This is a genomic window from Salinarimonas chemoclinalis (assembly GCF_041514305.1).
GTDB lineage: Bacteria > Pseudomonadota > Alphaproteobacteria > Rhizobiales > Beijerinckiaceae > Salinarimonas > Salinarimonas chemoclinalis.
This window is the reverse complement of sequence record NZ_JBGMWH010000003.1, coordinates 101,876-128,084: the sequence shown is the minus strand read 5'-3', so window position 1 is coordinate 128,084 and position 26,209 is coordinate 101,876. Positions and strand designations below refer to the sequence as shown.

Genomic DNA, 26,209 nt, shown 5'->3' with positions numbered 1-26,209 from the left:
GATCCCGCCGTCCTCCCGTTCGTCCGGCGCGAGCCTCGGCCCGCGGCCGCGAACGGGCGGTTACCAGCGCCCGGCTTTCGCGCGGGAGCGTGAATCCATCGTTGCAGCGCCCTCGTCGCGCCGCGGGCGGCGCGCAGGCGTGCGTCTTGACACGCGCCGCGTTCGGCGTCAGGAGATCGTGGACGACCCGGCCCCTTCCGCCGGGCGGCGAACGAGAGCGAGACGATGCGTCCGGCCGTGATCACCACGCGCAAAACGACGACGACGTCCACGACGGCGGGCACCACGCGCCGCTGAACGCCCTCTCGTTCCCGGACCCCTCCCCGCCGGGCGGGAGGTCCGAGCCCGCAGGCGCCGCGCGCCGCGCGGGCGTCGCGAAACCCGGGGAGCCCGGTTCCATCGCGAGGAGAATGATCCCATGGGTTACAAGGTCGCCGTCGTCGGAGCGACGGGCAACGTCGGGCGCGTGATGCTCGACATCCTCTCCGAGCGCGCCTTCCCCGCCGACGAGGTCGTCGCGGTCGCGTCGCGCCGTAGCCAGGGCGTCGAGGTGTCCTTCGGCGACAGGACGCTGAAGACGCGGGCGCTCGACACTTTCGACTTCTCCGATGTCGACATCTGCCTGATGTCGGCGGGCGGCGAGGTCTCGAAGGAATGGTCGCCGAAGATCGCCGCGCAGAACTGCGTCGTGATCGACAATTCCAGCGCTTGGCGCATGGACCAGGACGTGCCGCTCGTCGTGCCGGAGGTGAACGCCGCCGCCGTCGAGGGCTACAAGAAGAAGGGTATCATCGCCAACCCGAACTGCTCGACCGCCCAGCTGGTCGTGGCGCTCAAGCCGCTCCACGACGCGGCGACGATCAAGCGCGTGGTGGTGGCGACCTACCAGTCCGTCTCCGGTGCCGGCAAGGAAGGCGAGGAGGAGCTCGACCGCCAGACCCGCGCGGTCTACTCGCTGCAGGAATTCGCCCCGAAGAAGTTCCCCAAGCGCATCGCCTTCAACCTCATCCCCCAGATCGACGTCTTCATGGAGGACGGCTCGACCAAGGAGGAGTGGAAGATGGTGGCCGAGACGAAGAAGATCCTCGACCCGAAGATCAAGCTCACCGCCACCTGCGTGCGCGTGCCGGTGTTCGTCTCGCATTCGGAGGCGGTGAACGTCGAACTCGAGCGGCCGCTCTCGGCCGACGAGGCGCGCGCGCTGCTGCGCTCCGCGCCGGGCGTCATGGTGATCGACAAGCGCGAGCCCGGCGGCTACGTCACGCCCCACGAGGCCACCGGCGAGGACGCCACCTACGTCTCGCGCATCCGCGAGGACATCACGGTGGAGAACGGCCTCTCCTTCTGGTGCGTCTCCGACAACCTGCGCAAGGGCGCGGCGCTCAACGCCGTGCAGATCGCCGAGGCGCTGATCAACAGGAAGCTGATCACGCCGAAGGCGGGGTGAGGGAGGGGCGCTGCGAAGACGGTCAAGCCCTCGCAGCGCCCTTGTAAGCCACTCGTTCCGACGATATATTGCGTCAGTTCGAGTGGAGGACGACATGCGTCTCGATGCTTTCGCCGAGCACGGTGAGTTCGCGCCGGGTCGGATCGCGGAGCAGCTGCGTACGACGCGCGACGAGATCGCCCAGACCGTCGGCCTGGGCCGCGACGCCGTGCTGCGTCCGGAGCGGATCGCGAGCCAGAAGACCCAGAAGCGCCTGCGCGAGATGGTGGAGATTCTCAACCGCGTCGAGCCCCGCTTCGGGTCGGCGCTCATCGCCTACGCCTGGTACCGCTCGGAGCCGCTGGCCGGCTTCGGCGGGCAGACGGCGATGCAGCTCGTGCGGGAAGGCCGCGCGAGCGAGGTGATGGACTACATCGACGCAGTCGACGCCGGCGTCTTCGCCTGATCGCGCGCATGCGCTACGCCGGACTCCTGTACCGGGCCTCGAACCCGCGTTGGCATCGCGAGCCGCTCTCTGGTGAGGGCGCCCGGCTCCATGGCGGTCGCTTCAATGCCCGGGGCCGGCCGGCACTCTACACGGCGCTCTCCGTTGCGACGGCGATCCGCGAGGCCAACCAGGTCGGCACGCTCCAGCCGACGACGGTCGTCGCCTACCAGGCCGACATCACGCCGATCTTCGACGCCGGGGACGAGGCTGCTCTCGCCCGCTACGGCATCACGTCCGAGGCGATCGCCGCGGACGATTGGCGGGTTCGGATGCGCCAGGAGGGGAAATCGCCGTCCCAGAAGCTCGCCGAACGCCTGATCTCGGATGGCTTCGCGGGCATGAAGGTCCGCAGCTTCGCCCGGGGCGCGGGCGCAGCCGATACGGCCATGGTCCTCTGGTCTTGGGGGGCGGACCTCCCGCGGCGCCTCACGCTCGTCGACGACGAGGGTCGTCTCGCCTGAGCCGGGCGTGCGCCCGCGGCCGTCGTGCGCTCGACGCGAGCGACGACGGGCGGCGATCCCCCGCGGATCGCCGCCCGTCTCATGTCGATTTGGAAAAGCCGCGCCCTCTCAGAACGCGCGCTTCAGGCTGTCGGCGAGGTCCGTCGCCTCCCAGGAGAAGCCGCCGTCGGCCTCGGCCGGGCGGCCGAAATGGCCGTAGGCGGCGGTGCGGGCGTAGATCGGGCGATCGAGGCCGAGCTTGGTGCGGATGCCGCGGGGAGAGAGGTCCATCGCGTCCATCAGCACGGCCTCGAGCCTGGCCTCCTCGACTCGGCCGGTGCCGTGCGTGTCGACGTAGATCGACAGCGGCTTGGCGACGCCGATGGCGTAGGAGAGCTGGATCGTGCAGCGCGCGGCGAGGCCCGCCGCCACCACGTTCTTGGCGAGGTAGCGCGCCGCGTAGGCGGCCGAGCGGTCGACCTTCGTCGGGTCCTTGCCCGAGAAGGCGCCGCCGCCGTGGGGCGCCGCGCCGCCGTAGGTATCGACGATGATCTTGCGACCGGTGAGCCCGGCGTCGCCGTCCGGGCCGCCGATGAGGAACTTGCCGGTGGGGTTGACGTGCCACACGCAGCTCGGCTCGATCCAGTTCTCCGGCAGCGACTGGCGGATGTAGGGCTCCACGATTGCCCGCACGTCGTGGGAGGTCAGGTGCTCGTCGAGGTGCTGGGTCGAGAGCACGATCTGCGTGACGCCCATCGGCTTGCCGTTCTCGTAGCGCACCGTCACCTGGCTCTTGGCGTCGGGGCCGAGCACCTTCGACTCGCCGGACTTGCGGGCCTGGGCGAGGGTCCGGAGGATCTTGTGCGCGAAGAAGATCGGCGCCGGCATCAGCTCGGGCGTCTCGTCGCAGGCGTAGCCGAACATGATCCCCTGGTCGCCCGCGCCCTCCGCGTCGACGCCCTGGGCGATGTCGGCGGACTGCGCGTGCAGGTGCACGTCGATCGCGCACGTGTCCCAGTGGAAGCCGTCCTGCTCGTAGCCGATGTCCTTGATCGCCAGCCGCGCCAGGTGGGCGATGTAGTCGTGGGTGATGGTCGCGGGCCCGCGCGTCTCGCCGGCGATCACGACCTTGTTGGTGGTCGCGAGCGTCTCGCACGCCACGCGGGCCTCGGGCATGGCGCCCAGGAAGGCGTCGACCACCTCGTCGGAGATCCGGTCGCAGACCTTGTCGGGATGGCCTTCGGACACCGACTCGCTGGTGAAGAGATAGCTGGAGCGCGCCACGGCGAGAGATCCTTTCGTTCCTGTCCGGACGGCACGCGCCGCGCCGTCCGATAAAACGGATGAACTGATCTCTAGATGCCACCAACCGGCGGTGGGGTCAACCCGTCAGAGCGAACGCGTCCGGTCTACCGAACGGCGCCGCTCGCCTCCGTCGGCGTCTCGTCGTCGCCGGCCACCGCCTCGACGAGCTCGACGATGCGCTTGCGCACCTTCGGGTCCCGCACCCTGACGAAGGCGCGCATGAGATGCAGCCCGTCGGAGGTCGAGAGGAAGTCCGAGACGTAGGCCGGCGTCGGCGGCTCGGAGAGCCCGTCGCCGACGGCCGGAGGCGATCCTTCGAGCTGCGGCGCGCCCTCGTAGAAGAACTCGACCTGGACGCCGAGGATCGAGGCGATCTGGTGCAGGCGGCTCGCACCGATCCGGTTCGTGCCCTTCTCGTACTTCTGCACCTGCTGGAACGTGAGCCCGAGGGCCTCGCCCAGCTTCTCCTGGCTCATGCCGACCATCATCCGGCGCATGCGCACGCGGCTTCCGACGTGCTTGTCGATCGGGTTGGGAGACTTCTTCAACGCATCGCTCCTGGCGGGACCGTCACCCTTCGAGAGGGCCACCCCCGTCTCGGGGGCCTCGGCGAACCTAACGGGCGGCGCCGACCCGCGGGTCGCGTGCGCGCCGGAACAGCGCCGCCGCCGCGCAGGTTAGAAGCAAGATTGCAAAAACGCCATCTCCGAAACGCGCGTACAGGGTGGGCTCGAGCGCGCGCGGCAGCCCCGCGTCGATAGTGCCCGCCACCCCGAGCGGCAGCCGCCCCACCACGCGTCCGTAGGGATCGACCACCGCCGAGATGCCGGTGTTGGCGGAGCGCACGAGCGGAAGCCCCTCCTCGACGGCCCGTAGGCGGGCCTGCGCGAAGTGCTGGCGCGGACCGGGCGTGTCGCCGAACCAGGCGTCGTTGGTCACATTGAGGAGCATACCGGGACGCGTACCGGCAGCTGTGACGGCGCCGGGAAACACGGCTTCGTAGCAGATCAGGGGCGCAATTTCGGGTAGACCCGGCACGACGAGGGAACGCCGCTCCGCGCCGGCGGCGAAGCCTCCGGGAACGTCGACGAAGGTGCGCAATCCGACAGCTTCCAGCGCCCACGCGAACGCATCCGGCAGATACTCACCAAAGGGAACGAGGTGGACCTTGTCGTAGGTGTCGAGGATCGTGCCGTCGTCGCCGAGCACCTGTATCGAGTTGTAGAACACCCCCTCCTCGCCGGGGAGCCAGCCCTCGTCGAGCCGCGCGGCGCCGGTGATCAGCACGGTGCCCGGCGGCAGCAGGGCGGCGATCTGCGCCAGCGCGCGGGGCTCGCGGTGGAGCAGGAAGGGGAACGCGGATTCGGGCCACACCACGTGCGTGACGTCGCGGATGCCGGCGCGCTCCGGGGAGGCGGCGCGGTCGGACAGTCCGATGTGGGCGCGCATCACCGCCTCGCGCTGCGCCGGATCGACCTTGGCCGTCTGCGGCAGGTTGGGCTGCACCACGCGCAGGGCGACGCCGGGGATCTCCGGGGTCGGCGCGGCGGGCACCCGCCACAGGCCGGCGGCGAAGAGCGCCGCGAAGGCGCCGGCGGCGAGCGCGCTCGGGAGGATGCGCGCGGTGGGCGTGCGCCCGGTCGCGATCGTCGCCGGCGCCGCGGCGATCGCCACGGCGAGGAGGCCGAGCCCCCACAGCCCCAGAGCCGCCGCCGCCTGCATGGTGCGGACGTCCTGGCCGAGCGCCATGCCGAGCGGGTTCCAGGGAAAGCCGGTGAACAGGTGCCCGCGCAGCCATTCCGCCGCCGCGAGCCCGGCGGCGAGCGCCAGGATGCGCCCCGCGCCCCGCGACCAGAGCAGCCGCGCCAGGGCGAAGCCGAGCGCGGAGAAGAGCGCCAGTACCGCCGGGAGCGCGACGACGCCGAGCGGCATCGCCCAGGCGAAACGCTCGGCCTCGATCAGGAAGGCGGCCCCGAGCCACCAGAGCCCGGCGAGATGGTAGCCGAAGCCGAACAGCCAGCCGATCCAGGCCGCGCTCGCGAGCGTGCGCGCGTCCGAACGGGTGCCGAGCCCGTCGAGCAGCCACATGGCCGGGACCAGCGCCACGACGAGGGCCGCGAAGACGCCGAAGGGCGGCATCGCCAGCGCGCCCGTCGCGCCCGCGAGGAGCGCGATCAGCGCGCGCCGCCAGCCCCAGGCGAGGACGACGCGGTGGGCGAGCGCGGTCATGCGGGCGGCTGCCGCCGCTCGGTCTCGGCGGGCGCATCCGCGCCGGACGGGCGCTCCGCTCCGGCCTCGGGTCCGGCGACGGGTCCGGCCTCGGGTCCGCCCTCCTGCCCGGCCCGGGCCTCGTGAGCGGCCCCGGCCGCCGGCCGGGACGCGGGCTCCGCGACGGGCGCGGGTTCGGGCGGGGCCTCCGCGCGGGCGCCCTCCCCCTCCCCCTCGTCCCCGGCGCGTCCCCCGCGCCGGCCGGCGATCCCGGTGGCGACCCCCGCGGGCACGAGCCTGAGGCTCGGGTCACGGCGGTGGACGCGCACGCGCTTGAGGCGGCGCGGATCGGCGTCGAGCACCTCGAACTCGAAGCTCTCCGGCCCCGCGATGAGCTCCGCACGCGCCGGGACACGGCCCGCGAGCGCCACGATGAGGCCGCCCAGCGTATCGACGTCCTCGGCCACCTCCGCCTCGGTGAAGTCGTAGCCGATGACCCGCGAGGCCTCCTCCAGGTCGGCGCGGGCGTCGGCCACCCAGGTGTCCGCCCCGCTCGCGCGGATCATCGCCTCGCTCGCGAGGTCGTGCTCGTCCTCGATGTCGCCCACCACCATCTCGACGAGGTCCTCGATCGAGACGAGCCCGTCGGTGCCGCCGTACTCGTCGATCACGAGCGCCATGTGGGTGCGGGTCGTCTGCATGCGCACGAGCAGCTCCACCGCCGGCATCGAGGGCGGCACGAACAGGACCGGGCGCAGGATGCGCGCCGAGGCGAGGGTCGCCGAGAGGTCGATGTTCGAGAGGCTCACCGCGTCGAGCGCCTTCGCCGGCCCGGCGCCGTTGCGGCCCTCGCCGGAGCGGCCGTTGCCGGCCTTGTCCGCGCCGGACCGGTCCGCACCGGCCCTGGGCTCCGTGCGGCTCTTCACCTTCGCGTCGGGCGCGCTCGACGCCGCCTTGGCGGCTGGCGCACGCCCGCCGGGCGCCTTTCCGCCTCCCGCCTCGCCCTCGCCGGGCTTCGCCGCCGTCCTTCCGGGCTCCTTCGCCTTGCGCCGCCGCGGGCCGCCGTTCTCGGCCCGGGCGACGAGGTAGTCGAGGAAGTCGCGGATGTGGACCATGCCCTTGGGGTCGTCGAGCGTCTCCCCGTAGACCGGCAGGCGCGAATGGCCCGCCGTGCGGAACACCCGCAGCATCTCGCCGAGCGAGGTCTCGTGGGCGACGGCGACGATGTCGGCGCGCGGCACCATCACGTCGTAGACGCGCATGCGGTGGAAGCGCAGCACGTTGCGCAGCATCGCGCGCTCGTGCGGCGAGATGCCCGGGTTCTCGGCGGTGAGCGCGAGCAGGTCCTCGAGATCGGCCCGCGTCGTCTCGCGGGCGCGCAGGCCGACGCGGGCGAGCAGCCGGTCCATCCAGCCTTCGCGGGAGCCCTCGCGGCCGGGGCGCTCGGCGACCTCGCCGGTGCCGCCGTCCGCGGGGGCGGGACTTCGGTCGCCCTCCCGGGGGTCGCGGGCCGTCTCGGCGGCGGCCGTCGCGGGAGGGGCGGGGCGGGGGGGTGTGGGAGTGCCGTCGGTCATCGTCCGTTCGTCGCGCTTGCAGGGGTGGCGTCAGGGTGTCCCGGAGGGGGGCGTGCCGGGATGGGCCGATCCGGCATAGGGATCGGGAACCCCGATGAGCGCCATGGCCCGCGTCTCCAGCGCCTCCATCTCCTCGGCGGCTTCGTCGGTGTCGTGATCATACCCGAGACAATGCAGAACGCCATGCGCCAGGAGGTGGGCCGCGTGGTCGGCGAGGGGCTTGCCCTCTTCCCGCGCGTCGCGCGCGAGCGTCTCGAAGGCGAGCACGACGTCGCCGAGGGGGCGCGGACCGGGATGGCCCGGCGCGGGGGCGGCGGGAAAGGACAGGACGTCGGTCGGCTTGTCCAGATTGCGCCACTCTCGGTTGATCTCCCGAATGGCGGCATCATCGGTCAGGAGGAGCTGGAGCGACACCAGGCCCTCCACGCCGGCGACGACGAGTGCGGCCTCCGCGGCGCGCGCGCACAGCCCCTCGAGGTCGCCGAGCTGCTCCCAGGTACCCGCCTCCAGGGTGAGCTCGAGCGTGAGGTCGACGGCGCTCACGGGCGCGGCTCCGGACGTGGGCGTCCGCGCCCGCGGTCGCCTGCGGGACCTCCGTCGGGACCCTGGGCGGCCGACCGGGCGCGGAAATCGGCGTCGTAGGCCGCGACGATCCGCCGCACCATGTCGTGGCGCACGACGTCCGCCTCGCCGAATCGGATCCGCCCCACGCCCTCCACGCCCTGGAGGATGCGCGAGGCCTCGACGAGGCCGGACGCCTGGCCCTGCGGCAGGTCGATCTGGGTCGGGTCGCCGTTGACGATCATGCGCGAGCCCTCGCCGAGGCGGGTGAGGAACATCTTCATCTGCATGGTGGTGGTGTTCTGCGCCTCGTCGAGCAGCACCACGGCGGAGGTCAGGGTGCGCCCGCGCATGAAGGCGAGGGGCGCGATCTCGATCATGCCGGTGGTCAGCCCGCGCTCGACGTGGCGGGCCTCCATGAAGTCGTAGAGCGCGTCGTAGATCGGCCGCAGGTACGGGTCGACCTTCTCGCGCATGTCGCCGGGCAGGAAGCCCAGCCGCTCGCCGGCCTCGACGGCGGGGCGGGTGATGATGATCTTGTCGACGTCGCCGCGCTCGAGCAGCGACACGGCGAAGCCGACGGCGAGCCAGGTCTTGCCCGTGCCGGCCGGCCCCTCGGCGAAGACGAGCTCGTGGGCCTTGAGGGCGCGCAGGTAGGCGTCCTGCGCGCGGTTGCGGGCCTTGACGAAGCCGCGCCGGCGCGTGGCGACGCCCTCGAAGCCCGCGGTCGCGGGCTCGCCCGCGCCGGTCTCTCCGGCGGGGAAGAGGACGCCCTGCATCGCGCTCTCCTGGATGGCGCCGTCGACGTCGCCGGGCGTGAGCGGCGCGCCGTCCCGGACCTGCTCGTAGAGGCTCTCCAGCACGCGCCGCGCCTGCTCCGTCGCCTCCGGCGTGCCGCGCAGGACGACGCAATTGCCGTTGGCGTTGGCGAGTACGCCGAGCCGGCGCTCGAGATGCGCGAGGTTCTGGTCGTAGTGGCCGATGACGAGGCTCGCGAGCCTGTTGTCGTCGAAGGTGAGGCTGATCTGCGCCATCTCCTCCACGCCCGGATGGCCCGCGGCCCTCCGGGTCGTCGCGTCGCCGCGCGGGCGGTCAGTCGACGGCAAAGGCGGCTTCTCCTGCGAAAACGTTCGTCGAAACGGATGACGGTGCGGCGGAGGTGTTCGTCGCGTCGAACGGGACACCCGGCGCCTCCGCGAACAGGCTGTTGGAGCCCGCACGGTCGATGCGCACCGTGGCGATGTCGCCGGGCGCGAGGCGCGCGCCCTCGATCACCACCGCCTGGAGCCAGGGCGACTTCCCGGCGAGCTGGCCGGGATGCCGGCCGGGCTTCTCGACGAGCACCTCCGCGACGCGGCCGACGGTGGCGCGGTTGAAGGCCCGGCGCTGCTCCTCGAGCGCGGCCTGGAGCCGGGCGAGCCGCTCGACCTTCACGGCCTCGGGGACCTGCTCCGCCTCGTCCGCCGCCGGCGTGCCGGGGCGCGGGGAGTATTTGAAGGAGAAGGCGGAGGCGAAACCCACGTCCGCCACGAGGCGCATCGTCTCCCCGAACTCACCGTCCGTCTCGCCGGGGAAGCCGACGATGAAGTCGGACGAGAGTGCGATGTCGGGGCGTGCGTCGCGCACGCGATCGACGATGCGGCGATACTCGTCGGCCGTATGCTTGCGGTTCATCGCCGCGAGCACGCGGTCGGAGCCCGCCTGCACCGGCAGGTGCAGGTAGGGCATCAGCTGCGGCAGGTCGCGATGGGCGGCGATGAGATCGTCGCCCATGTCGCGCGGGTGACTCGTCGTGTAGCGCAGGCGCGCGAGGCCCTCGATCTCGGCCAGCGCATGGAGCAGCCGCGCGAGACCCCAGGTCCGCCCGTCCGGCCCCTCGCCGTGATAGGCGTTGACGTTCTGGCCGATGACGGTGATCTCCCGCACCCCGGCCTCGGCCAGCGCGCGGGCCTCGCCGAGCACCTTCGCCACCGGGCGCGAGACCTCCGCGCCGCGGGTGTAGGGCACGACGCAGAACGAGCAGAACTTGTCGCAGCCCTCCTGCACGGTGAGGAAGGCGGTGACGCCGCGCGCGCGCACGCGCCTCGCGTCGAGCGCGGGCAGCGCGTCGAACTTGTCCTCGATCGGGAACTCGGTGTCGACGACGCGCCCGCGCTCGGCCGCGCGCAGGATCTCCGGCAGGCGCTGGTAGCTCTGCGGGCCGACGACGGCGTCGACGACCTGCGCGCGCTTGAGGATCTCCGCCCCCTCGGCCTGGGCGACGCATCCGGCGACGACGACCGTCGTCTCGCGCCCGGCGGCCGCGCGCTCCTGCTTCATCACGCGCACGCGGCCGAGCTCGGAATAGACCTTCTCGGCCGCCTTCTCGCGGATGTGGCAGGTGTTGAGGACGACGAGATCGGCCTCCTCCGGCACGTCCGTCTGGGCATAGCCCTCCGGCGCGAGCACGTCGGTCATGCGCTCGGCGTCGTAGACGTTCATCTGGCAGCCGTAGGACTTGACGTAGACCTTCTTCACGCGGCGCTGATCTCCCGGCTCTCGCCCCTCCTATCTATGCGACCGCGCGGCGCGATGGAAGGGCGTGGACCCGATTCCGCGGGCGCGTGCCGAGGCCGTTTCAGCCCCGTGCGGCGATCGCGTCGGCGAGCGCCACGGTGCGCCGCGCCATCTCGGCGTGGAGGCGCTCGACCATGCGCCCGTCGAGGGCGATGGCGCCGCGCCCGGCGTTCTCCGGCGCCTCGAAGGCGGCGATGATCGCGCGGGCGCGGGCGACCTCGTCGGCGTCCGGCGCGAACAGGCGGTTGGCCGGCTCGAGCTGCCTCGGGTGGATCAGCGTCTTGCCGTCGAAGCCCATGTCGCGGCCCTGCGCGCACTCGGCCTCGAAGCCGTCCGCGTCGTCGAGGCCGTTGAAGACGCCGTCGAGGATGTCGAGCCCCTCGGCCCGGGCGGCGGCCAGCGCCTGCATCAGCCACGGCAGCATCGCGGCGCGACCCGGCAGGAGCCGCGCCCGCGTGTCCTTGGCGAGGTCGTTCGTGCCCATCACGAAGCAGGCGAGACGGTTGAGCGGATCGCGCGCCGCGGCGGCGATCTGCGCGACGTGGAGGATCGCGGCCGGCGTCTCGATCATCGCCCATATGCGCGTTCCATGCGGCGCCCCCAGCGCGTCGAGCCGGGCGCCGACGCGGCCGAGATCCTCGGGCGCGGAGACCTTGGGCACGAGCACGGCGGCGGGCCGGCAGGCGGCGGCGGCCTTCAGGTCCTCCTCGGCCCAGGGCGTGTCGAGCCCGTTGATGCGCACGACGACCTCGCGATGGCCGAAGCCGCCGGCATGGACCGCCTCCCAGACCCGCCCGCGGGCGGCCTCCTTCGCATCGGGCGCGACCGAATCCTCGAGGTCGAGGAGCAGCACGTCGGTGTCGAGGCTCTTCGCCTTCTCCAGCGCGCGGGCATTCGAACCCGGCATGTAGAGGGCGCTGCGGCGGGGACGGATCGGGGTCATGCGGCTCTCTCGGCGAAGTCGTCGACGGATCGCCGCGATCCTGGCCCGGGCGCCGTGCGTGCGCCACCCCACGAAAAGGATGAGGCGCCGAGCGCACGCGGGCCGCCGACGCTCTCCACGAGGGAGAGGGGAGCTCCCGACCGCCCGTCGGCAGCGGCGCGTCCGGCTCGGGTGGAACGAGAGACCCGATCCGCGTGGTCGCGCCGATCAGGCGTCTTCTTCCTCCGGCTCGTCGTCGGTGTCGACCGGGCGCAGCGGACCCATGCGCGGCACGGAGAGCGTCTCGGGCTCGGGCCGGCCGGTCGCCGGGCGGCCGATCATGTCGATCATGCCGGCGATCGGGTCGGGAAAGGCGCGATCCGTCCTCACGATCTCGTAGCCCTCCTCGGCGGCCGCCTCCGCGGTCCAGGCGTCGAGGCACATGCGGCACAGCTCCATGAGCCGCATCATCTCGTCGTTGGTCAGGTCCGAGGCGCCGAACCGTCCGACGACGTAGTCCATCATGGTGGCGAGCTTCTGCTCCTCGGTCAGGTCGTCGCGTCCCGCGACGAGCGCCTCGGCCGCATGCATGGCCTGCATGAGCTCGCCCTCGGTCGCGTCGAGCGCCTCTGCGCTCTCCGAGAGCAGCATGTGGAAGGTCGGGTCGCCCTGGAGCGCCTCCATCCCGCCCGTGGCGCCCCCCGGCGCCCCCGCCGGTCCCGTGGCGCCCGTCCCGTGTCCCGCGTGCACACCGTTGGCCATCACGTCGTCTCCCGTATCGTCGTGCCGGTGGATCGTCTGGAAAGGTCAGTCGCGCACCGCCGCGCGCCGGCCGCAGCAGCCGGAGGTCGCGGGGGCGGATTCGTTCGCGGGCCGTCCGAGCGAGGCGGCCATCGGCGCCTGCGCCGCCGCGACGCCGGCCACGAGCGGACGTGCGGTCCGCTCCAGCGGCGGGCCGCCGGAGCCGGCGGTCGTGCGCGCCCCCGCCGCGCGCTCCGCATCGCGCTCGGAGAGGCCGGCATACATCTCCTCGAGGGTCGTGCGGTCGAAGCCGAGGGCCGCGCGCAGCGTCGCGTCGGAAATCTCCGGGCGGTCCCTCAGGTGCTCGACGAAGCGCCGCATCACCTTCGCCTTGATGCGGTCGCGGGCGGGCTGAGGAATCTCCTCGATCGAGCCGACGCGGATCATGCCATGGGACTCCGATGGGACTCCAACCGGCACGCAGGCCGTAGAGAGAACTCGCGGTTGAATCGAGTGAACGATAAGCCGTGCGCAGAGTCAACAGATCCGCGAGGCGCTCGGCGCATGAGGTGAACGCGGACGCATCAATCCTGCGCCTGAGCCTGCATAGGGCGCTGTGGGAGCATGATCCACAGTAATGTCCGACGCGCTTCAGCCGATCGTATCGATGAGGGTCGCGATCAGGGGCTCATCGGCGGGCGGCATCGGATAATCCCGCAGGCGGCGCGGCGCGACCCATCTCAGGGCGGCGTGCTCCCGCGCCTGGGCGAAGCCCTGCCAGCGCCGGCAGACGTAGAGCGGCATCAGCAGGTGGAAGTCCTCGTAGCCGTGGCTCGCGAAGGTGAGCGGCGCGAGGCAGGCCTCCTGCGTGACGATGCCGAGCTCCTCCTCGAGCTCGCGGATCAGCGCCGCCTCGGGCCGCTCGCCGGGCTCGAGCTTGCCGCCGGGAAACTCCCACAGCCCCGCCAGCGCCTTGCCCTCCGGCCGCTGGGCGATCAGCACGCGCCCGTCCGGATCGACGAGGGCGACGGCGACGACGAGGAGGATCTTCACGGGCGCGGGCTCCGGTTCCGGGGATGCCCGCTCATAGCCGAGCGGCGCCGCCCTGTCAGCGGCGGTGGCGGCGCCGGCGCGGGTTCGGCGCGCTTCCCCGAGGGTCGCGGTCGATCTATCCTGGGCGGATGGACGCCCCCTCGCACCCGCCCCGGTCGCGCTTCGTCCCGCCGGCGCGGCGGGGTCCGCTCGCGCGGCTCGTGGACGTGATCTACCCGCCGGCGTGCCCGTCCTGCGGCGAGGCGCTGGCGGAGGCGCCGGGCCTGTGCGCCGCCTGCTGGCGCGCGCTGACCTTCCTCGAGCGGCCCTGGTGCGCGCGGCTCGGCACGCCGTTTCCCGTGGAGATCGGGGAGGGCGCGCTGTCGCCCGCGGCCATCGCCGCCCCGCCGCCCTTCGATCGCGCCCGCGCGGCCGTCGCCTACGAGGGCGGCGCGCGGGTCCTCGTGCACAAGCTCAAGTACGGCGACCGGCTCGACCTCGCCCAGACGCTGGCGCGGATGATGCTGCGGGCGGGGCGCGAGCTGCTCGCCGACGCCGATCTCCTCGTGCCGGTGCCGCTGCATCCCGGCCGGCTGTGGCGACGGCGCTTCAACCAGGCCGCCGTGCTCGCCCGGGCGCTCTCGCGCGCGAGCGGCGTGCCGACCGACCCGCTCGTCCTGCGCCGGGTGAAGGCGACGCGCACACAGGTCGGCCTCACCCGTCCCCAGCGCACGCGGAACCTCGCCGGCGCGCTCGTCGTGCCCGAGGCGCTGCGGCCGCGCGTCGCCGGGCGGCGGGTGGTGCTCGTCGACGACGTGCTGACGACGGGCGCCACCGCCGAGGCGGCCGCCCGCGCGCTGCGTCGCGCCCGCGCCGCGCGCGTCGACGTGCTCGCCTTCGCCCGGGTCGTCGCTGAGGCGTGAGGCGGGGCGGGGCGGGCAGTCCGAGACGACGTCCCGCGTGAACACGTGCCGGACTCAGCGCCTGCGCGCCTCCATCCGGCGCTGCGCCGCCGCCTCCGCGGAGCGCTTCTGGGAGGCCTCGCGCGCCTTGAGGAACTGGACGACCCGCTGGGCGGTCTGGGGGCGCAACTGCTCGAAGGCGTCGCGGGCGCGCTTGCGCAGGTGCGGGGCGAGCCCGCCCGACGGATCGCGCAGCACGAGGAGCGGCTCCAGCGTCGCGAAGGCCCAGCCCTGGGCGCGGGCGACGACGACGAGCAGCTCGGAGTCGCCCGCCTTGAACAGCCGCTCTGCGGTGGCGAGCGAGAGGTCGGCGGCGAATGCGATGGCGCAGATCGCCTCGTCGCCCCTGCCGTCGCGGGCGTAGGAGGCGACGTCGCCCTCGGTGATCGGGCGCGTCGCTGCGATGCGCGAGACGATGGCGTAGGCCGCGCCGAGGTCGCGCCCGCCGGGCACGACCGCCGCGCGCACGGCGCTCGCGCCGATCTCGACCGCCTCGACGATGGCCGTGCCGCCCGGGGCGTCCTCCGCGAGGCGCCGGCGCGCGGTCTCCTGGGCGATGGCGACGAGCTGGCGGACGTGCTCCTCGGGCAGGTCGATGCGCTCGCCGAGCAGCTCCTGGAGCGGCGTGTCGATGCGCGCGCGGTCGACGAGGCTCGACAGCGACCCTTCCGAGAAGCGCGCGCCGGGATTGGCGGCGACCGCGTGCACGACCCGCCGGTCGCCGCGCTTGACGAGGACGTCGGTGACGGGCTCCGACAGGTTCTGGCGCGCGGTGATGGCGAGCATGTGCTCGCGCCCCTTGGCGATCGCCACGGCGACGAGGTCCTCGTCGGACAGCCGCTCGGAGCGCGCCAGCACGGGGCGGGCGATCTCGATGTCGTCGTGGGCGAGCGAGCGGATCACGCCGCGCGGGGCGTTGGGCGCGTCCGCCAGCCGCTCGGCGAGCTCGAGGCGCGCGCGCGCCTCGATCACCGCCGCGAGCCGGGCGATGACGACGTCGAACAGGTCGACCTGCTCGTCGGACAGGGCGGGCGCGTCGCGCAGGAACAGGTCGGTGACCTGGCGCAGGTGGTCGGCGCGCCGCTCGCGCGACCCGCGTGCGATCGCGTCGTCGACCTCCCGAATCAGTGCGGGCATCGCGTTCATGGCTCCTCGTGCCTCCCGAGGGGAAACACTAGGGCCGGCGGCTTCTCGGGAGCGTTGAATCGAATGCTCGAATTGTCCGGTTCGGCCGAAGAGCGCGCCGTCGGCGGGCATTCAGCGCGTGGGATGCGGCGCCGGCGGCTCGCCGTGCCGGCCGAGCCCGGCGTTGAGCCCGCGCCGGACCTCGTCCTCCGCGCGGGCGGCGGCGCGCTTGCGGTCGGTGTGCGCGTCGAAGGGAATCGGCGCGCCCCAGCGGATCTCGACGTCGATCGGCCCGCCGGCGACGACGCCCTTCAGGTGCGGCAGGAGGTCCATGTCGCCGTACCAGGCGATTTCCGGCCGCTCGCGACGATCGAGCGGCAGGCCGTCGCGGCGCGCGTAGACGAGGGAGAGCGGCTGGAGCGCGATCGCGTCGAGCCGGTGGTCCGCCAGCGCGAGCCGGGCGGCGCCGACGAGCGAGGTGCGGAAGGGGAGGATGCGCCCACCGTCCCCGGTCGTGCCTTCGGCGAAGAGCACGATCAGCTCGCCGCGGGCGAGCCGGCGGGCGATGGTGGCGTTGACCTCCGCGGTCGCCGCCTTGCGCTCGCGCTCGATGAAGATCGAGCGCTGCAGCCGCGCGAGCGTGCCGAAGAGCGGCCATGAGGCGATCTCGGCCTTCGCCACGAAGGAGAGCGGCCGCAGGCTGCCCAGCACCAGGATGTCGAGCCAGGAGACGTGGTTGGCCAGCACGAGGGTGGGCGTCTCCTTCGGCGGATGGCCGATCTCGCTCACGCGCACGCCGAGCGCCCAGAGCGCGATGCGATGGAACAGGACGGGGATGCGCCGCGCGATCGCCCAATGCGCGCGCACGCCGACGGCCTGCGGGCCGATCAGCACGACGAGCGCGAGCACGAGCACGAGGAGGCGCAGCGCCTTCGAGAGACCCGCCATCGCCGCTCCTCAGAGATCGAGCGCCAGCGTCAGCGCCGCGGCGCTGGTGCCGTCGGGGCGCCGATAGTAGCCCTCGCGGCGCCCCACGCGCGCGAAGCCCAGGCGGGCGTAGAGCGCGCGCGCGGGGGCGTTGGCCTCGTCGACCTCGAGGTGGAGCCGTGTCACGCCCGCGCGCCGCAGCGCCTCGAGATGGCGCTCCAGCAGGGCGCGCGAGAGGCCGCGGCCGCGCACGGCGGCGTCCAGCGCGATGGTGAGGATCTCCGCCTCGTCGATCACCGCGCGCGAGAGGACGAACCCCTTCGGCCGCCGGGGATCGCCGAGGAAGAGGCCGTCGGCGACGACTCCGCGGTCGCTGATCAGGCCCTCGACGTCTGTCGGGCTCCAGCCGTGCGCGAAGCTCGCGGCGTGGATGGCCGCGCAGGCGGGGGCGTGCGCCGGCAGCAGCGGCGTGACGACGGGCAGCGGCTTCGATGCGGTACGCCAGGGCGGCATCAGCGCCTCGCGATGCGCGCGCCGTCCTGCGGCCGGGCGTCGGGCGCGCGCAGGTAGAGGGGCTTGGGGAGCGCGCCGCCGGGATCGGCGGCGAGCCCGAGCCGTGCGACCCAGGCGATCTCGGGGGCGGGCTCGGCGTCCGCGAGGGTGACGTCGATGCCGCTCTGCATCGCTTCCGCAGCGACGATCGGGCCGCCCGAGCCGCTGATCACGGCCCCCGAGCCGAGGTAGCGCACGGCGTCGCGCACCGGCATGTGCGCCGGCGCCACGACGGTTCGCCCGCCGGGCGCCACGGCCTGGAAGTAGACGGCGCCGTGGCGGGCGTCGATCGCCGCCGCGAGCAGCCGGCGGTCGGCGGAGGCGACGAGGGGCGCGAGCAGCGCCGACAGCGTCGAGACGCCCACGACCGGCGCCTTCGCGGCGAGCCCGATGGCGCGGGCCGCCGCGATGCCGACCCGCAGGCCGGTGAAGCTGCCCGGCCCGATGGTCACGGCGATCCGGTCGAGGCTCCCGAACCCGCCGGGCACGCCCGCCATCACCCGCGCCACGAGGGGCAGCAGCGCCTCGGCGTGGCCGCGCTGCATGAGGATATGCTCGCGCGCGAGGGGTGCGCTCGCGCCCGCGTCGAGCACGCAGGCGGAGCAGGCCTCGAGCGCCGTGTCGATGGCGAGGATACGCAAAGGGGGCCTCGTCGGGACGTCCGGTCTCGTTCGTTCGTCCCGAGAGCTTTACGCGATCGCGCAGAATTCCTCGAACGAAAAACGCGGGAGCCGCGGCTTCACCCCCGAGGGATCGCCGTGCCCGAGGTTGACGAGCACGTCGGCCTCTACCGCGGTACCTTCGAAGAAGGCCTTCGTCACGCCGGGCGCGTCGAACCCGGTCATCGGCCCGCAATCGAGCCCGAGCGAGCGCGCCGCGAGGATGAGGTAGGCCACCTGCAGCGCGCCGTTGCGGGTGGCGTTCGCGCGGATCTTCTCCTGCGAGGAGTTGAACCAGGAGGGCGCCTCGGGCTCGTGCGGGAAGAGCCGATCGAGCTTCTCGTAGAATCGCATGTCGTAGCCGACGATCGCGGTCACCGGCGCCGCCATGGTCTTGGCCCGGTTGCCCGCCGAGAGATGCGGCTCGAGCCGCGCCTTGGCCTGGCGCGAGACGACGAAGACGACCCGCGCCGGGCAGCAATTGGCGCTCGTCGGGCCCATCTTCATCAGGTCGGCGAGCGCGCGCAGCGTCGTCTCGGGGACGGGCTCGTCGCGCCAGGCGTTGTGCGTGCGCGCCTCGCGGAAGAGCCGGTCGAGGGCGGCGTCGGAGAGGGGGCGGCTGGAGCTCGGCTCGATCATCGGCTGTCGCGATCCTCGTTCGTGGGGACGAGGCGGACATAGGCCTGGAGGTGGCAAGTTTCGAGGGGCGCCGCCTCTGGTCTCGATCAGGTCATCGCGCGTGATGCGGCGTCGCGCAGGACTTCCTCACTCCACTGGTTGAGGCTCTTCCCGCTCGATTCGGCCGCCGTAGCCGCGGCCGCGTGGACCGACGGGTCGATGCGGAGCATGAGATTGCCCGAGAACGACTTCTCTGGCGACTTGCCGATCTTCGCGCAAGTCGCCACGTAATCGTCTACGGCTTCCTCAAAAGAAGCTTTGAGCTCCGCAACGTTATCGGCGTGGAAGCTGACGAAATCCCGAATGCCGAGGATACGGCCGACAAAGATCTCGTCATCGGCATCGAACGTGATCGTCGCCCTGTAACCCTTGTAGCTGAGCAGGCTCATGGCCGAACTCCCAAGTCTATCAGGAATGCTCGAGCTTCACGGACTTGATACCGCTTCGCTTCCTTCGCGGGGTGCGGTCGGTGAAACGTCGCCACCACGCCGTCGCGCACAAAACGAACGCGGGAGCCGCTTCCCTCGATGACCTCGCACCCCAGAGCCACGAACAGCGCTTCGACCGCCGACCAGGGCAGACTGGTCGGTGCCGGATCGGTGAAGATCGCATCGAGCGTCTTTCGATGCTTGCTGTTCATGCAAGCAGACTAGCAGCTCCACCCCCACGCTCGCAATGCCCCCAATCGATCGTGCGAGCGAACCACCCCGCGCCTCACAGCTGCTGGACTTCCTGCACCTCCGGCACGAAATGGCGCAGGAGGTTCTGGATGCCGTGCTTGAGCGTGGCCGTGGAGGACGGGCAGCCGGCGCAGGCGCCCTTCATGGCGAGGTAGACGATGCCGTCGCGATAGCCGCGGAAGGTGATGTCGCCGCCGTCGCCGGCCACCGCCGGGCGCACCCGCGTCTCGATCAGGTCCTTGATCGTCGCCACCGTGTCGGCGTCGGACGGCTCGAAGAACTCCTCGCCCTCCGCCGCCTCGGCCGGGCCCGCGTCCGCCACGATCGGCTGGCCCGACATGAAGTGCTCCATGATCGCGCCGAGGATCGCGGGCTTGAGGTGCTGCCACTCGCCCTCGCCCTTCGTGATCGTCACGAAGTCGTAGCCGAAGAATACGCCGGCGACGCCGGGGATCGCGAACAGGCGCTGCGCGAGCGGCGAGCCCTCCGCGCCCTCGGCGGCGCGCGCGTCGAACGTGCCGCGCTCCATCACGACCCGGCCGGGCAGGAACTTGAGCGTCGCGGGGTTCGGCGTGGCTTCGGTCTGGATGAACATGGCGGTCTCGGGGGTCACGGGGAACGGGGACGGGGCCCGCGATGCGCGCTCGCCCCGTCCCCACGATGTGGTGGCGCGCCCGTCCCGGTCAAGCGGCGCAGGCGAGGAAGCCCGCGCGGATCTCGTCCGCCTTCAGGCCACGCCCGATGAAGACGACCCGCGAGCGGCGGGGCTCGTCGGGGCGCCAGTCGCCCTGGACGTCGCCGTCGAGGATCATGTGCACGCCCTGGAAGACGAAGCGCTTCGGCTCGTCCGGGAAGGCGACGATGCCCTTGCAGCGCAGGATGCTCGGCCCCTCGACCTGCGTGTAGTCGGAGATCCAGGGCATGAACTTGGCGGGGTCGACCTCGCCCTCGATCGTCACCGAGACGGACTGCATGTCCTCGTCGTGGTGATGGTGGTGACCCTCCTCCAGGAAGTCGGGCTCGATCTCGAGGATGCGCTCGAGGTCGAAGGCGTTGCGCCCCAGCACCGCGTCGAGCGGCACCGCGCAGCGCTCCGTCCGGTGGAGACGGGCGTAGGGGTTGATCGCGCGGATGCGGCCCTCGACCTCGGCCAGCTCGTCCGCGGAGACGAGGTCGACCTTGTTGAGCAGGATCACGTCGGCGAAGGCGACCTGGTTCTTGGCCTCCGGCGCGTCCGCCAGGCGCTCGGCGAGCCACTTGGCGTCCGCGACGGTGACGATGGCGTCGAGGCGGGCGTTGTCGGAGACGTCCTGGTCGACGAAGAAGGTCTGCGCCACCGGCGCGGGGTCGGCGAGCCCGGTCGTCTCGACGATGATCGCGTCGAACCGCCCCTTGCGCTTCATCAGCCCGTCCATGATGCGGATGAGATCTCCGCGGACCGTGCAGCAGATGCAGCCGTTGTTCATCTCGAAGACTTCCTCGTCGGCGCCCACGACGAGGTCGTTGTCGATGCCCACCTCGCCGAACTCGTTGACGACGACGGCGTAGCGCTTGCCGTGCTGCTCCGAGAGGATGCGATTCAGGAGCGTCGTCTTGCCGGCGCCGAGATAGCCGGTGAGGACGGTGACGGGGATCTTGTCGTCTGACATGCGTGTCTCGCTCTCGCGATCCGCCCCGGCGCCGGGCGCCGGGGCTCCTTGGGATGACGGCGTGCGCGGCCGGCACGGCTCAGGAGCCGAGCGCCTCGCTCAGGGTCCTCATATTGTGTCGCATCATCTCGATGTAAGTGGGGGCGGGGCCGTCGGGGCCCGAGAGCGCGTCCGAATAGAGCGTGCCGTCGATCGCGGCGCCGGTCTCGTCCGCGATGCGGCGCATCAGCCGCTCGTCGGTGATGCTCTCGACGAAGACCGCGTCGGCGCCGGTCTCGCGGATCTGCGTGATCAGCAGCGCCACGTCGCGGGCCGAGGCCTCCGATTCGGTCGAGACGCCCTGGGGTGCGACGAACGCGAGCCCGTAGGCGCGCTCGAAGTAGCCGAAGGCGTCGTGGCTCGTCACCACGGTGCGCGCGTCCTCGGGGATGGCGGCGACGGCGGCCCTGATCTCCGCGTGCAGCGCCTCGATCTCGGTCGTGTAGGCCTGCGCGTTCGCGCGGTAGGCGTCCGCGCCCTCCGGATCGGCCGCGATCAGCGCATCGCGGATGTTGCCCACGTAGACGATGACGTTCTCGACGTCCTGCCAGGCGTGGGGATCGTAGAAGCCGTGCGCGTGGTCGGCGTGGGCGTGCTCGGCCTCGGCGTGATCATGACCGTGATCATGGTCGTGATCATGGTCGTGGTCATGGTCGTGGTCGTGGTCATGGTCGCGGGCATGGTCGTGGCCGTGATCGTCCTCGGCATGATCGTGGCCGTGCGCGTGGTCGTCGTGCGCGTGGTCGTGTTCGTGACCGTGATCGTCGGTGTCGTGATCGTGCGCTTCCGCCGTCTCGAGCAGCGCGATGCCCTCGCTCGCGACCGCGATCCTGGCCTTGGTGCCGGAGGAGGCGATCAACCGGTCGATCCACCCCTCGAACTCGAGCCCGTTCACGAAGACCACCTCGGCCTGCGCCACCCGGCGCGCGTCCGCGGGCGTGGGGGAGTAGACGTGCCCGTCCCCATCCGGCCCGACGAGCGTGGTGAGCGCGATGCGCTCGCCGCCCACCTGCGCCACGAGATCGCCCAGGATCGAAAAGGTGGCCACCACGGGCAGCCGCTCCTGCGCGAGGGCCGGCGTCGCCAGTGCGAGCGCCGTGGCGGCCCCGGCGAGAAACGTTAGAACATTACGTCTCGTGGTCATGATCGATCCCTCTTCCAGCGTTTCGAACACCATCGATTCCGTCCGCAACCCCGTTCCTCCCCGGATGGAGGAGTCCGCGCGGCACGCGCGGGCGGTGGGGCCGTTCGCCGGATGATCGGGCCGGCTCGCCGCCCTCCCCACCCTCCGGCCTTCGGCCGTCGTCCTCCCCTGCGGGGAGGAACCGGGCCGGCCTCACGCCTCCAGGTGCCGACCCGGGAAGGCGAGACGCAGCAAGCCGCGCTCCGGGCCGACGAGGAGGGAAACGAGGTAGGCGCCCCCGGCCACCAGGATGATCGCCGGCCCCGCCGGCAGCTCCCAATGGTAGGAGAGCAGCAGCCCCGCCGCCCCCGACAGCATCCCCGTCCCCGTCGCGATCGCGATCATGCCGGTGACGTCTCGCGCCCAGAAGCGCGCGCTCGCCGCCGGCAGCATCATCAGGCCGACCGCGAGGAGCGTGCCCAGCGCCTGGAAGCCGCCGACGAGGTTCGCCACGACGAGCACCAGGAAGGCGAGGTGGACCACACCGCCCGCCCGGCTCACCGAGCCGAGGAAGACCGGGTCGACGCATTCGAGCACGAGCGGCCGGTACATCAGCGCGAGCGCGCCCAGCGTCACGGTGGCGATGGCGCCGATCAGGAGCAGCGCCCCGTCGTCGAGGGCGAGCACCGTGCCGAAGAGCACGTGCATCAGGTCGACGTTGGAGCCGCGCATGGAGACGATCGTCACGCCGAGCGCCAGCGACAGCAGGTAGAAGGCCGCGAGCGAGGCGTCCTCGCCGAGCCGGGTCAAGCGCGTGACGAGGCCCGACGCCAGCGCCACCGCGACGCCGGCGACGAAGCCGCCGAGCGTCAGCGCCGGCAGCCACAGGCCCGACACGAGGAAGCCGATCGCCGCGCCCGGCAGGATCGCGTGCGCCATCGCGTCGCCCGTCAGCGACATCCGCCGCAGCATCAGGAACACGCCGATCGGCCCCGCCGCCAGCGCCAGCGCCAGCGCGCCGACGAGGGCGCGGCGCATGAACTCGAACTCGACAAAGGGGGCGAGGAGCGCCTCGTAGATCATCGCGGGCATCGTGCGCTCACGCCTGCGCGCAGACGGGCGCGCGGTCGTTCGCGGCCTCGACCATGCGCCGTGCGAGAAGCAGGTTCTCCGGCCCGAGCACGGCGTCGGTCTCGCCGTGGGCGACGAGCTCGCGGGCGATCAGCATCGTGCGCGGGAAGGTGCCGCGGACCATCTCGATGTCGTGCAGCACCGTGACGACCGTGCGGTCCTCGTCGTGCCAGCGGCGCACGAGGCCGAGCAGGTCCGCCGTCGTCTTGGCGTCGATGGCGGTGAAGGGCTCGTCGAGGAGGATGAGCGGCGCGTCCTGGAGCAGGAGCCGCGCGAACAGAGCGCGCTGCATCTGCCCGCCCGACAGGGTGCCGATGGCGCGGCTCTCGAAGCCGGACAGGCCGACCGCGGCGATCGCCGCCTCGATCCGCGGCCGCTCGGCGCGACCGATGCCGCCGAACAGCCCGCGCGATCCCCACAGCCCCATGGCGACGAGGTCGTAGACGCCGATCGGGAAGGTCCGGTCGAGCTCGGAGGCCTGCGGCAGGTAGGCGATGCGCGTGCGCGCGCCGGTCGACAGCGTGATGCGCCCCTGCAGCGGCTTCAGCGCCCCGACGACGCCCTTGAGCAGCGTCGACTTGCCGGCGCCGTTGGGGCCGACGATCGCCGTGAGGCTGCCCGGCGCGATCTCCCCCTCGAGGTGATGCACGGCGGGGTGCCGGCCGTAGCCGAGGGTCACGTTCTCGAAGCGGATCGCGGTCGCGCCCATGCCGCCCTCACGCCCAGCCGACGACGGAGAGGATCGCCGCCCACAGGACGACGAGCACGACCCCCACGCCGGCGAGCCGCTGCCCGGCGGACAGCCGCAGCAGCGACAGGGTCGGCGCGGCCGCGCGGGCGCGCGGGGCGTGGTCGTGCGGGTGGTGATGGTGCCGAGGGCCGCTCATGGGGTGTTCTACTATAACGTTTCGCGCGGGATGGGAAGGGGCACGACGACGGACGCGCGAGAGCCCCTCTCCCGGACGGGCCAGTCGATGCACACGTCTGCGGCATGTCGCGGCGAAGCACCGGTCCGGCGACGCGTGGTCGTGGCGTTCTCCTTCCCTGTAGGGGAAGGTGGCGCAGCGCGAAGCGCGGTGACGGATGGGGCGCGGCGCGCGAGCGACGCGTTCCGCGAAGCGGAAGTCGAGGTGTCCGGCCCCAGCGTAGCATTTCGGCTTCGCCGAACGCGCGTCCCGCGCGCCCCATCCGTCTCGTCGCCTTCGGCGCCGATCCACCTTCCCCTACAGGGAAGGACAGGGGTCGTCGGCGGCCAGGACAGGCGCAGGAGATGCGTGAATCGACCAGCCCGGACGGGAGAGGGGCCGGGCCGAGGGCGTGCGCGCCGCGGTGCGTGCGGCGCGTCATCCCGCCAGCGCGTCGATCTCCTCGTCGCTCAGGCTGCCGGGCACGATCACGACCGGCAGCGGGAAGGTGCTGGCCGCCACGCCGGCGAAGCTGGTGACGAGCGGGCCCGGTCCTTCGTTCGATGTGCCGGCGGCGAGCACCAGGAAGGCGATGTCCTCGTCCTCCTCGACGAGCTTCAGGATCTCGTCCTGCTTCTTGCCGACGCGGACCACCCGCTCGGGCTCGACGCCCGCAGCCTCGCGGGCGCGCTCGGCTGCCCTGTCGAGCTGCTCGTTGGCGGCGTCCTCGGCTTCCGCGCGCATGACGTCGCCGACGCCGAGCCACTCGAAGCTCTCCGGCGGGGCGGAGACGGCGAGCATCACGAGCTTGGCGCCCAGCCGCGCCACGCGGCGGGCGGCGAAGCGCACCGCACGGGCGCATTCGGGCGTGTCGTCGACGAAGACGAGGAATTTCGGGCGATGGCCCTGCTCGTAGGAGCGACGTCTCGAGATGGCCATGGCTCGCCTCCGCAACCGGTCCCCACGCGGGCCCCCTCCGCCGAGAGGCCGGCCGGGCGATGCTGCCTCCCCGCGCGCCCCGACGCAAGCGGGCGGAGCGCGCGCCTTCAGCGCGGCGGCAGGAGCCGCAGGATCGCCTCGGCCATCGCGTCGAAATGCTCGACCACCACATCGGGATCGAGCTCGGCGACCGGCACGTCCGTGTAGCCGAACGGGACCGCGATCACCGGCACGCCCGCGGCCTTGGCGGTGGCGATGTCGGTGAGCGAATCGCCGATCATGATCGCGCGATCGCGCACGCCCCCGGCGCGGGCGATCGTGTGCTCGAGGTGGCGCGGGTCCGGCTTGCAGAAGGCGAACGTGTCGCGGCCGCAGATCGCCGCGAAGCGCGGCGCGATGCCGAGCGCGTCCATCAGCAGGAGCGAGTGCCGCTCGGGCTTGTTGGTGCACACCGCGAAGGCGTAGCCCTCCGCCTCCAGCCGGTCGAGCGTCGCCTCGACGCCGGGATAGAGCCGGGTCTCGACGCAGACCGCGTCCGCGTAGCGGGCGAGGAAGCGCTCGAACAGCGCCTCCAGCCGCTCGGGCGCGAGCTCGCGGCCGGCGCCGGCGAAGCCCCGCGAGATCAGCGCCCGCGCGCCGGCGCCGATCAGCGAGCCCGCCTGCTCGACCGGCATGCCGGGAAGGCCGTCCTCGGCCAGCAGCCCGTTGAGGATGGCGATCAGATCGGGCGCCGTGTCGGCGAGGGTGCCGTCGAGGTCGAAGACGACGAGGGGACGCGCGGGCATGATTCGCTCCGGTCTGCCGTGGGTCTGCCGTGGGTCTGCCATGGGTGAGCCATGCGAGGCTCGGTCATAGAGCCTAAGCGCCGGCGCGTTAACCGACCGCTAACCATGCCGGCGCGATTCTCCCCGCCGGGGCGCGACGCGGCACGGGATGCGCGCGCCCGGCGGGCACCGGGAGACGCGAACCATGACGACGACCACCACCGCGACGCACGAGGCTCGTTTCGCAGCGTGGCGCGCCGCGTCCACGGTCGCGCTCGCCGCGGCGGTTCTCGCCGTCGGGCTGCTCGCGAGCCCGCGGGCCCTGGCCGGCGGCGCGTTCGAGTTCATGCCGGCGCCGCAGACGGACCTCAACCGCCTCTACCGCATCGACCGGGTCACCGGCGCGGTCTCCTCGTGCCAGTACGCGCTCAAGGAGGGCACCGTGGGCGTGACGCTGTGCTTCGGTCCCGGCGAGGGGGCCGAGGCGCAGGAGCCCGGCGAGTACGGCCTCGTCGCCTCCAACCACGAGCGCGAGGGCGGCGTCTTCCGGGTCGACTACCGCACCGGCGAAATGAGCGTGTGCTACGTCTTCGAGGAGAAGGTCGTGTGCACGCCGCCGGAGACGGTCTCCCCCGTCGCCGCCGCCGAGGGCGCCGGCACGCCGGACACGACCGGCACCACGCGCTGATCGTTTCGCCGGACCTCGACGTCGGCCCCCGCCGTGCACGGGGCGAAGGGCGGATGCGCGCGGGTGCGCCTTCCGGCGCCGCCGCCGTGCGCCTAGAGGAGAGGCTCACGGGAGC

At 72.6% G+C, this 26,209-nt stretch carries 31 protein-coding genes; 5 read left to right on the top strand and 26 right to left on the bottom strand.

Going from position 1 to position 26,209, the window contains the following annotated elements:
- The first annotated feature begins 418 nt into the window (after positions 1-418).
- The 3 genes from AB9M23_RS07805 to AB9M23_RS07795 all read left to right on the top strand — a co-directional run bounded on the left by AB9M23_RS07805 (position 419) and on the right by AB9M23_RS07795 (position 2,395).
- Positions 419-1,447 carry an aspartate-semialdehyde dehydrogenase gene (locus AB9M23_RS07805; RefSeq protein ID WP_372423956.1) on the top strand — a complete coding sequence of 343 codons (1,029 nt, stop codon included), beginning with the start codon at positions 419-421 and terminating at the stop codon, positions 1,445-1,447.
- 94 nt (positions 1,448-1,541) lie between these two features.
- A complete protein-coding gene (locus AB9M23_RS07800) occupies positions 1,542-1,892 on the top strand; it encodes an antitoxin Xre/MbcA/ParS toxin-binding domain-containing protein (RefSeq protein WP_372423955.1) in 351 nt (116 codons plus the stop codon).
- 8 nt (positions 1,893-1,900) lie between these two features.
- Positions 1,901-2,395 carry an RES family NAD+ phosphorylase gene (locus tag AB9M23_RS07795; protein ID WP_372423954.1) on the top strand — a complete coding sequence of 165 codons (495 nt, stop codon included), beginning with the start codon at positions 1,901-1,903 and terminating at the stop codon, positions 2,393-2,395.
- 108 nt (positions 2,396-2,503) lie between these two features.
- Here AB9M23_RS07795 and metK read toward each other — a convergent pair whose 3' ends face one another.
- The 11 genes from metK to AB9M23_RS07740 all read right to left on the bottom strand — a co-directional run bounded on the left by metK (position 2,504) and on the right by AB9M23_RS07740 (position 13,294).
- Complete coding sequence (gene metK, locus AB9M23_RS07790; RefSeq protein WP_372423953.1) at positions 2,504-3,658, bottom strand: methionine adenosyltransferase; 1,155 nt, start codon at positions 3,656-3,658, stop codon at positions 2,504-2,506.
- 125 nt (positions 3,659-3,783) lie between these two features.
- Positions 3,784-4,227, bottom strand: coding sequence for a helix-turn-helix domain-containing protein (locus AB9M23_RS07785; RefSeq protein WP_372423952.1), 444 nt, complete (start codon positions 4,225-4,227; stop codon positions 3,784-3,786).
- A gap of 67 nt (positions 4,228-4,294) precedes the next feature.
- Entirely contained in the window at positions 4,295-5,908 is a 1,614-nt protein-coding gene (gene lnt, locus AB9M23_RS07780; protein ID WP_372423951.1) for an apolipoprotein N-acyltransferase, read from the bottom strand.
- Entirely contained in the window at positions 5,905-7,461 is a 1,557-nt protein-coding gene (locus tag AB9M23_RS07775) for a hemolysin family protein (protein WP_372423950.1), read from the bottom strand. The genes lnt and AB9M23_RS07775 overlap by 4 nt, the downstream gene beginning before the upstream one ends.
- A 30-nt stretch (positions 7,462-7,491) precedes the next feature.
- On the bottom strand, positions 7,492-8,004 hold the full coding sequence (ybeY, locus tag AB9M23_RS07770; protein WP_372423949.1) for an rRNA maturation RNase YbeY: 513 nt from the start codon (positions 8,002-8,004) through the stop codon (positions 7,492-7,494).
- The gene (locus AB9M23_RS07765) at positions 8,001-9,056 is read right to left on the bottom strand and encodes a PhoH family protein (protein WP_372423948.1); all 1,056 of its coding nucleotides are present in this window, start codon (positions 9,054-9,056) and stop codon (positions 8,001-8,003) included. Before AB9M23_RS07765 ends, ybeY begins: the two co-directional genes overlap by 4 nt.
- A gap of 58 nt (positions 9,057-9,114) precedes the next feature.
- On the bottom strand, positions 9,115-10,539 hold the full coding sequence (gene miaB / locus AB9M23_RS07760) for a tRNA (N6-isopentenyl adenosine(37)-C2)-methylthiotransferase MiaB (RefSeq protein ID WP_372423947.1): 1,425 nt from the start codon (positions 10,537-10,539) through the stop codon (positions 9,115-9,117).
- A 100-nt stretch (positions 10,540-10,639) separates the two neighbouring features.
- On the bottom strand, positions 10,640-11,521 hold the full coding sequence (locus AB9M23_RS07755; RefSeq protein WP_372423946.1) for an HpcH/HpaI aldolase/citrate lyase family protein: 882 nt from the start codon (positions 11,519-11,521) through the stop codon (positions 10,640-10,642).
- Positions 11,522-11,728: 207 nt separating this feature from the next.
- Positions 11,729-12,262, bottom strand: coding sequence for a hypothetical protein (locus tag AB9M23_RS07750; protein WP_372423945.1), 534 nt, complete (start codon positions 12,260-12,262; stop codon positions 11,729-11,731).
- A gap of 45 nt (positions 12,263-12,307) precedes the next feature.
- Positions 12,308-12,688 carry a hypothetical protein gene (locus AB9M23_RS07745; RefSeq protein WP_372423944.1) on the bottom strand — a complete coding sequence of 127 codons (381 nt, stop codon included), beginning with the start codon at positions 12,686-12,688 and terminating at the stop codon, positions 12,308-12,310.
- A 204-nt stretch (positions 12,689-12,892) separates the two neighbouring features.
- Positions 12,893-13,294 (bottom strand): (deoxy)nucleoside triphosphate pyrophosphohydrolase, encoded by a 402-nt coding sequence (locus AB9M23_RS07740; protein ID WP_372423943.1) that lies wholly within the window; start codon positions 13,292-13,294, stop codon positions 12,893-12,895.
- A 128-nt stretch (positions 13,295-13,422) separates the two neighbouring features.
- Between AB9M23_RS07740 and AB9M23_RS07735 the strand changes: the two genes are divergently transcribed.
- On the top strand, positions 13,423-14,196 hold the full coding sequence (locus AB9M23_RS07735) for a ComF family protein (RefSeq protein WP_372423942.1): 774 nt from the start codon (positions 13,423-13,425) through the stop codon (positions 14,194-14,196).
- A gap of 54 nt (positions 14,197-14,250) precedes the next feature.
- Here the strand turns inward: AB9M23_RS07735 and AB9M23_RS07730 are convergent, their stop codons facing one another.
- From AB9M23_RS07730 to gph, 15 genes are all read right to left on the bottom strand, one after another.
- Positions 14,251-15,372 carry a DUF2336 domain-containing protein gene (locus tag AB9M23_RS07730; protein ID WP_372423941.1) on the bottom strand — a complete coding sequence of 374 codons (1,122 nt, stop codon included), beginning with the start codon at positions 15,370-15,372 and terminating at the stop codon, positions 14,251-14,253.
- Between the two features lie 120 nt (positions 15,373-15,492).
- Positions 15,493-16,308 (bottom strand): lyso-ornithine lipid O-acyltransferase, encoded by an 816-nt coding sequence (olsA, locus tag AB9M23_RS07725; RefSeq protein WP_372423940.1) that lies wholly within the window; start codon positions 16,306-16,308, stop codon positions 15,493-15,495.
- Positions 16,309-16,317: 9 nt separating this feature from the next.
- A complete protein-coding gene (locus tag AB9M23_RS07720) occupies positions 16,318-16,800 on the bottom strand; it encodes a GNAT family N-acetyltransferase (RefSeq protein WP_372423939.1) in 483 nt (160 codons plus the stop codon).
- Positions 16,800-17,480 (bottom strand): tRNA (adenosine(37)-N6)-threonylcarbamoyltransferase complex dimerization subunit type 1 TsaB, encoded by a 681-nt coding sequence (gene tsaB / locus AB9M23_RS07715; protein WP_372423938.1) that lies wholly within the window; start codon positions 17,478-17,480, stop codon positions 16,800-16,802. The genes AB9M23_RS07720 and tsaB overlap by 1 nt, the downstream gene beginning before the upstream one ends.
- Positions 17,481-17,528: 48 nt before the next feature.
- The gene (locus tag AB9M23_RS07710; protein WP_372423937.1) at positions 17,529-18,137 is read right to left on the bottom strand and encodes a malonic semialdehyde reductase; all 609 of its coding nucleotides are present in this window, start codon (positions 18,135-18,137) and stop codon (positions 17,529-17,531) included.
- An 86-nt stretch (positions 18,138-18,223) separates the two neighbouring features.
- Positions 18,224-18,565 carry a type II toxin-antitoxin system HicB family antitoxin gene (locus AB9M23_RS07705; RefSeq protein ID WP_372423936.1) on the bottom strand — a complete coding sequence of 114 codons (342 nt, stop codon included), beginning with the start codon at positions 18,563-18,565 and terminating at the stop codon, positions 18,224-18,226.
- Positions 18,562-18,816 (bottom strand): type II toxin-antitoxin system HicA family toxin, encoded by a 255-nt coding sequence (locus AB9M23_RS07700; protein WP_372423935.1) that lies wholly within the window; start codon positions 18,814-18,816, stop codon positions 18,562-18,564. The genes AB9M23_RS07705 and AB9M23_RS07700 overlap by 4 nt, the downstream gene beginning before the upstream one ends.
- A gap of 74 nt (positions 18,817-18,890) precedes the next feature.
- Positions 18,891-19,451, bottom strand: coding sequence for a NifU family protein (locus tag AB9M23_RS07695; protein WP_372423934.1), 561 nt, complete (start codon positions 19,449-19,451; stop codon positions 18,891-18,893).
- A gap of 88 nt (positions 19,452-19,539) precedes the next feature.
- Positions 19,540-20,505 (bottom strand): CobW family GTP-binding protein, encoded by a 966-nt coding sequence (locus AB9M23_RS07690; protein WP_372423933.1) that lies wholly within the window; start codon positions 20,503-20,505, stop codon positions 19,540-19,542.
- Between the two features lie 79 nt (positions 20,506-20,584).
- Positions 20,585-21,688, bottom strand: a complete 1,104-nt coding sequence (locus tag AB9M23_RS07685) for a metal ABC transporter substrate-binding protein (RefSeq protein ID WP_372423932.1) — start codon at positions 21,686-21,688, stop codon at positions 20,585-20,587.
- 192 nt (positions 21,689-21,880) lie between these two features.
- Positions 21,881-22,750, bottom strand: a complete 870-nt coding sequence (locus AB9M23_RS07680; protein ID WP_372424217.1) for a metal ABC transporter permease — start codon at positions 22,748-22,750, stop codon at positions 21,881-21,883.
- Between the two features lie 16 nt (positions 22,751-22,766).
- A complete protein-coding gene (gene aztA / locus AB9M23_RS07675; protein ID WP_372423931.1) occupies positions 22,767-23,507 on the bottom strand; it encodes a zinc ABC transporter ATP-binding protein AztA in 741 nt (246 codons plus the stop codon).
- Positions 23,508-23,514: 7 nt separating this feature from the next.
- Positions 23,515-23,685 (bottom strand): hypothetical protein, encoded by a 171-nt coding sequence (locus tag AB9M23_RS07670; protein ID WP_372423930.1) that lies wholly within the window; start codon positions 23,683-23,685, stop codon positions 23,515-23,517.
- Between the two features lie 456 nt (positions 23,686-24,141).
- Positions 24,142-24,642, bottom strand: coding sequence for a universal stress protein (locus tag AB9M23_RS07665; RefSeq protein WP_372423929.1), 501 nt, complete (start codon positions 24,640-24,642; stop codon positions 24,142-24,144).
- 107 nt (positions 24,643-24,749) lie between these two features.
- On the bottom strand, positions 24,750-25,427 hold the full coding sequence (gph, locus tag AB9M23_RS07660) for a phosphoglycolate phosphatase (RefSeq protein ID WP_372423928.1): 678 nt from the start codon (positions 25,425-25,427) through the stop codon (positions 24,750-24,752).
- A gap of 184 nt (positions 25,428-25,611) precedes the next feature.
- Here gph and AB9M23_RS07655 point away from each other — a divergent pair, with 184 nt between their 5' ends.
- Positions 25,612-26,094: a hypothetical protein gene (locus AB9M23_RS07655; RefSeq protein WP_372423927.1), complete on the top strand. Its 483-nt coding sequence runs from the start codon at positions 25,612-25,614 to the stop codon at positions 26,092-26,094.
- Positions 26,095-26,209: the final 115 nt, after the last annotated feature.